General features: G+C 53.1%; 1 rRNA gene. It reads right to left on the bottom strand.

Features of this window, described 5'->3' with window-relative positions:
* Positions 1-241 (bottom strand): 23S ribosomal RNA (locus QP381_RS09420); the annotation flags it as partial.

Below are 241 nucleotides of genomic sequence, written 5' to 3'. Positions count from 1 at the left end.
TTCACCTCGCGCAGGACGCTCCCCTACCCAAACAACAAAAACTATTGTCTGCCGCGGTTTCGGCGGTGTACTTCAGCCCCGCTACATTGTCGGCGCTCAATCACTTGACCAGTGAGCTATTACGCACTCTTTCAAGGATGGCTGCTTCTAAGCCAACCTCCTGGTTGTCACAGCAACTAAACATCCTTTCCCACTTAGCACACACTTAGGGGCCTTAACCGGCGATCTGGGCTGTTTCCCT

It is taken from the genome of Pauljensenia sp. UMB6358, from assembly GCF_030216865.1.
GTDB classification, from domain to species: Bacteria; Actinomycetota; Actinomycetes; order Actinomycetales; family Actinomycetaceae; genus Pauljensenia; species Pauljensenia turicensis_A.
This window is presented reverse-complemented; position numbering and strand designations above follow the sequence as displayed.